This is a genomic window from Candidatus Hydrogenedens sp., from assembly GCA_035378955.1.
Lineage (GTDB): Bacteria > Hydrogenedentota > Hydrogenedentia > Hydrogenedentales > Hydrogenedentaceae > Hydrogenedens.
On sequence record DAOSUS010000120.1, the window covers coordinates 1 to 5,492 of the forward strand.

At 38.6% G+C, this 5,492-nt stretch carries 3 protein-coding genes; 2 read left to right on the top strand and 1 reads right to left on the bottom strand.

The genetic code is table 11. From position 1 onward, the window contains the following. A partial coding sequence (locus PLA12_14250; protein ID HOQ33650.1) for a leucine-rich repeat domain-containing protein occupies positions 1 to 1,935 on the bottom strand: 1,935 nt, incomplete at its 3' end. Positions 1,936 to 2,195: 260 nt separating this feature from the next. Here PLA12_14250 and PLA12_14255 point away from each other — a divergent pair. Together PLA12_14255 and PLA12_14260 are read left to right on the top strand one after the other, a co-directional pair. After that, on the top strand, positions 2,196 to 4,448 hold the full coding sequence (locus PLA12_14255) for a hypothetical protein (GenBank protein HOQ33651.1): 2,253 nt from the start codon (positions 2,196 to 2,198) through the stop codon (positions 4,446 to 4,448). Positions 4,449 to 4,592: 144 nt separating this feature from the next. Then, positions 4,593 to 5,417 carry a hypothetical protein gene (locus PLA12_14260; protein HOQ33652.1) on the top strand — a complete coding sequence of 275 codons (825 nt, stop codon included), beginning with the start codon at positions 4,593 to 4,595 and terminating at the stop codon, positions 5,415 to 5,417. The last annotated feature ends 75 nt before the right edge of the window (positions 5,418 to 5,492 follow it).

A 5,492-nucleotide genomic window follows, 5' to 3' on the forward strand; every position in this document is an offset into this window, starting at 1 on the left:
ACTATTTCCCGGGTCTAATAATGTAGAGAAATGAGTCGTTTTGAATTCAACATTACAATCCGGATATTGAATTTCACCTTCTCCTTCTACCGGTGTTCCTTCCCCTTCCCCTTCTTCTCCTTCGGGTTCTTCCCCTTCTAAAGTTCCTTCAAGGGTTGTTGTAGGGCATATACCATCATAACCGACCCAGCAACCTTTTGCTTCTAAAAGTGGAATTTGTTCACATAATACAGATTCGGGCAAAGGATTGCCTTCTAATCCTATTTCATCACCAGTGCCTAAGCCTGTGTTCTGAATTAGCGATTGAATGTCTTCAATTTGATTATCCCATAAGAATAACTGCTCTAAATTTTCTAAATTTCGTAGGGCAGTTATGTCGGATATATTGTTTCGTCCTAAATTAAGAAATCTAAGCCCGAATAACGACCCTAAAGGTGAAATATCAGTAATATTGTTGTTCCATAAAATAAGTGTTTGTAAATTTCGGATTTTATAAATTCCCGCTAAGTTTTGAATATTCCGTGAGCCAGCATTAAGTGTTGTAAGAATAACAAGGTCACCTTCATAAATATCTTTGGTTTGCTCGTAACCTAATGCATCTTTTACAGCCGCTTCTAAATTTGGGTCATTAAAATGAACAACTTCTCCCGCACCAAAAACATCAATAAAGACTTTTTGGGATAAAACTTCTTCTGTTCCTGATACTGCTCTGCATTGATATTCACCCTGACTGGAACCCGATATGGGATTTATAATCCATTGGTTAGAGTTTGGACCCGAAATAACTCCATTATGACTCCAATAATAAGTCGGAACAGTTGTTCCTCCTTTTACCTTAAAAAGTAGTGTTGCTTGTTCGCCTACATTATAGAGACCTCCAACGGGCTGAATAAGTATCTGGAGAGGTACTTTTCTCACTCCTAAATAAACACCCCAGGATTGTCTTCCTCCCATTCTCGTAGAAGGATTGTAAATAGAAGCAGAATCGGATACGGCTATAGAGAATCTTGCATTATCTAAAGTTGTTGCATAAGGAATTACATAAGTTGAAGAATTAGGACCTACGATTTCAAATGAAGAAGGGAAAGAATAACCATTGGAATCAGTTCGTAGCCATTGGAAAGTTAATGGCCCATCTCCTCCTGCAACCTGAACAGAAAGTGTGGCCTCATCCCCTGTATCAACTACACCCGGATTGACCCATATACCTACTATCCTCGGAGGAGGAACAATGCTACACCTATTAAACCATACCTCACGTGTTCCTGCACCGGAATACGCCTGAATATTGGTTTGTCCATTTCCATCTATATCACCCCCTGCACCTAAATAATTGGTGCCTGTATTTCCAAAAGTCACATAACGACTCGGTCCAAAATTAATATAGTCATCTAAATTTATATAATTTAAAGCCCAACCATAACCTTCCCGTTCTGCAAAATATCGAACAAGGTCCTTCAAAAAATTATTTAGAAAATTGAATGTTACAGAATCTCCGCAAGTCATATAACCTGCGAGGAAATATTGAACAGCGAAAGCAAGTAGAGGGTCTTCATTCCGAAGTTCATTTATAACATCAAAATGCATGGTTTGACCTAAAATATTTAGTGTAATATTTAAATCTTTTTCTACTTGTTGCATATTGGCTCGAAAACCTTCTTGAATTGCTATAACCCTTGCCATCGGAATGAGAGGAGAATTATTCAATAAAACAGCAGATAATAACCCTAAATGGTCTTCCTCTTTTAGCCCATTACCATCACGGTCGGCTCCATAAATGTGAGCAAATCTTCCCGGTGCCATATCATCTAATGTATAATCGACAGCCCATAAAATATAATCATAATCAACATCAATACGGTCTGGGTATCCTGAAAAAGAATATATTATTGAAATTCCCAGGATTGCAATAGTTAGTAAATTCCAAACTTTCATATTTTGTCTCCAAATTACATTCATATTTTTTTATTCCTAAATTTATATATTATAATCTATTTTTATTATATAACAAATTCATTAACAAAAATTAAATTAAATATGACAAATTTTTAACACAATATTTTTTAGAATGGAAATATTTATTTTCTATAATAATTAGAAAACAAATTTGTTTTATTTTGTATTTTAGTTTATACTTATATTAAGATTTAGTTGTGAAATTTTTTAATAAAAAAATTTTAAATAAGGTAAGTTAGATGATAATGAAAGAGAGCAAAGGTGATATGAAAATCAGGTTTCTATTTTTTTTATTTTTATTCGAGATATGTTGCTTATTGCATCCTGTTTATGCTCAAGATATATTTGACCTGCTTTATAACGCTAATGAAGGTTCAGGACATCAGGACCGTCCGCTTAACCTTGCAAATCGAACCGGAAACATTACGATTGATACAGATTCAATGTTGATATATGGAGATATTACCCCAACTCGTTATGGAGAAGAGGTCTCTGGAGTATGTGTATTTCGTTTTAGTTATGTTAATTTAGGTCCCAATGTAAATGTTACTATTCAAGGAAAAAGACCTTTAGCAATATTATCTGCGACAGATATGGTTATCAATACGAATTTAACAGTTACCCCTGGAACATTGGGTGGTGCCTTCGGTGGAGAAGGCGGTAAAGGTGGAGAAGGAGGAAAAGCAGGCAATGGAATGGGTGCTGAAGGAGGTTTTGGCGGAAATGCAGGTGCAGGTGGAATTGGTTATGATGAAGCAAGTAGTGGTCATGATGGGACAGTTGGAACAAAGGGAAATGATTCAGGACCCGGAACATGGGAAGGAGAATTTATCCCTCAGGGCGGAAGCGGTGAGAATGGTAAAGTAGGTAAAAACGGACAATGTTATATTTCTGCCAGTTCTTTGCTTATAGCAGGAGGTAGTGGTGGAGGTGGTGGAGGTGGTGGAGGTGGAAAAGGAGGCTCTGGTGATGGTGGTGGAGGGGGTGGAGGTGGTTCTGGAGGTGGTGGAGGTGGTGCTTTTACATTAATTCTTCCTACCGAAAAATCAGGTGAAGGTGGAGGAGTTGGAACATCCGTTGGAGGTGCTGGTGGAGATGGAGGAAGTGGAGGCAATGGAGGAACAGGAGCATTGGGAGGTGCTGGAGGAGATAATTATCCATTAGGTTCTAAAGAAATTGTTTCAATGTTTATTAAAGATTATGGAGAAAATGGAGGAGATGGTGGCAAAGGAGGAACAGGTGGCGGTGCTTTAATTTTAGGGGCAAGAGGAATGTTGACACTTGGTAACAATATTACTATTGATATATCTGCTGGGTTACCTCAGAATGGAACAGCGGGAACAGGTGGCGGAGCAGGAGGAAGAGGAGGATATGGAACACCCGGTATGTTAAAACTTCAAGGTTCACTAATTAACCTTCCTTCGGGTGTGTTGAGACCTACAATTAAAGCCAATTATTCAGGTGACCTTTACGCAGAATCAAATGGTAGAGTTACTTTAATTACAAATATGTCTCAATATTTACTTGGTTTTAGATTGCCGAATTTTACAAATCCCGGGACATTAATTGGGTGGACATTAAATAATTCTGTGTTGAGAGATTATAATATATTTAATCCGACAGAAGATACTCCTCTAATACCTGAATTGAGTTCTGGGCTTGATGTAGAAGGATATTTAAAAGATAATGTTATTTATGAAAACATTATTCAAGCAACAGTTCCTGAGTCGGTTGTTAGAGATGTAGAACTTAAAAGGATTACTGGGTATAATTCGTATTTTGAAGGATTCGACCAAATCATTTTGATTAATCAAGGAGAAATTTATTTATCCCGAGTATATTTAAAAGTTGGAAATAACAATCCTATGCCTATAGGGTTTGGAACGGGAGACCTTGCTGTTGGGGCACGATGGACAACTTTAATTCCAACTACAAATCCTCTTACGAATGTAGAGATAATAGTTTTAGATAATATTCCCGGAGAAGGGGAAGGACAAGTTGAAGGAGAAGGAATAGCAGAAGGAGTAGCAGAAGGAACAATCGAAGGAGAAGGAATAGCAGAAGGAGTAGCAGAAGGAACAATCGAAGGAGAAGGAATAGCAGAAGGTATTGTTGAAGGTGAAGGTCAGCAAGAAGGTACCGTAGAAGGGACTACGGAGGGCGAAGGTACATCCGAAGGAAGTTCTGAAGGAGAAATTTGTACATATCATTCCGCTGATACAGATAGAGATTGGAAGATTACCCTGGCCGAATTATTAAGAGTCATACAATTATTTAATTCCAATCAATATCATTGTGATGGAACTACTGAAGATGGATATGCACCCGGAGCAGGATTACAAAATTGTCAGCCTCATAGAAGCGATTATAATCCTGTTTCCTGGAAAATAGAATTAAATGAGTTATTAAGGCTTATACAGTTTTTCAATTCCACTGGAAGTAGATACCATTGTGATATGAATGGAGAAGATGGATATAATCCGGGAATATAAAAATATGGTATTATTTAATAGCAAATTTTATTGATTTTTGAAGTGGAAAAGGTTATAATAAATTAAATATAAACAATGTTTAGGAATAATAAAATAATTATCAATAAATTATACTTTAAAATGTATAGTAAAGGAGGAAGGATAATGAAAAGTTATGTGCTTAAAAGTAGTATTAGTCTTTTGTTATTACCCGTTTTGTGTATGCTGGTAATAACATTAGACACTTACGCTCAGACTTCTTCAGCATATTATGTTGGAGACCCCAATGGCCCGGATTTGACTGCTCCCAGTGGTTCAACGCTGGTATTTAATACAGATGCATTGACTATGACGGGGCAAAACGGTGCAACACCATTTAGTCATACTGCAAGTAATGAAGGTGGTGTCGCTGTCTATCGGTTTAAGAATGTCAATATTTCGACAGGTGTGACAATAAATGTATTAGGTTCAAGGCCATTAGCCATATCAGCCTATCGAGATATGTCTATTGCTTCTTCATTTAATGTGAATGGCTCAGTAGCGGGTCGTTCGGGTGGCGGTGTCGGCGGTGTTGGTGGTTCAGGAGGTGCAGGTAGAGCGGGAGGTTCATCAGCAGGGGCAGGCGGCGCTGGAGGACCCAGTAGACCCGGTGGACCCGGTGCAGATTCTTTTTGGCAGCAAGGTCAATCTGGACAGGGTGGTGTAGCTGGTGCAGATGGTTCTCCCGGACAAAATGGATTTGCAGGACAAAATGGTGGAGCAGGTGAACCGGGGACTTATGGGTTTGGAACACAAGGTGGTCCAGCGGGAGGTTCGTTAGGTCAAGGTGGAACAGTAGGAGGAAGTGGTGGTGGTAATGGAACAGGTTCTACAGCTGTAGGTTCGGGTGGCAGTGGAGGTGCAACAGGTGCTTTTAATGGTAGTGATGGAGGTCCCGGTTCTAATGCGAATAGTTCTTTCCCCGGAACAAATGGTTCGAATGCACAATAAGGTGAAAATGGTAAGAATGGCGGAGATGGATATAGTGGTGTATTTAATGTCCCTGTTAATACATTAGACTTGTTT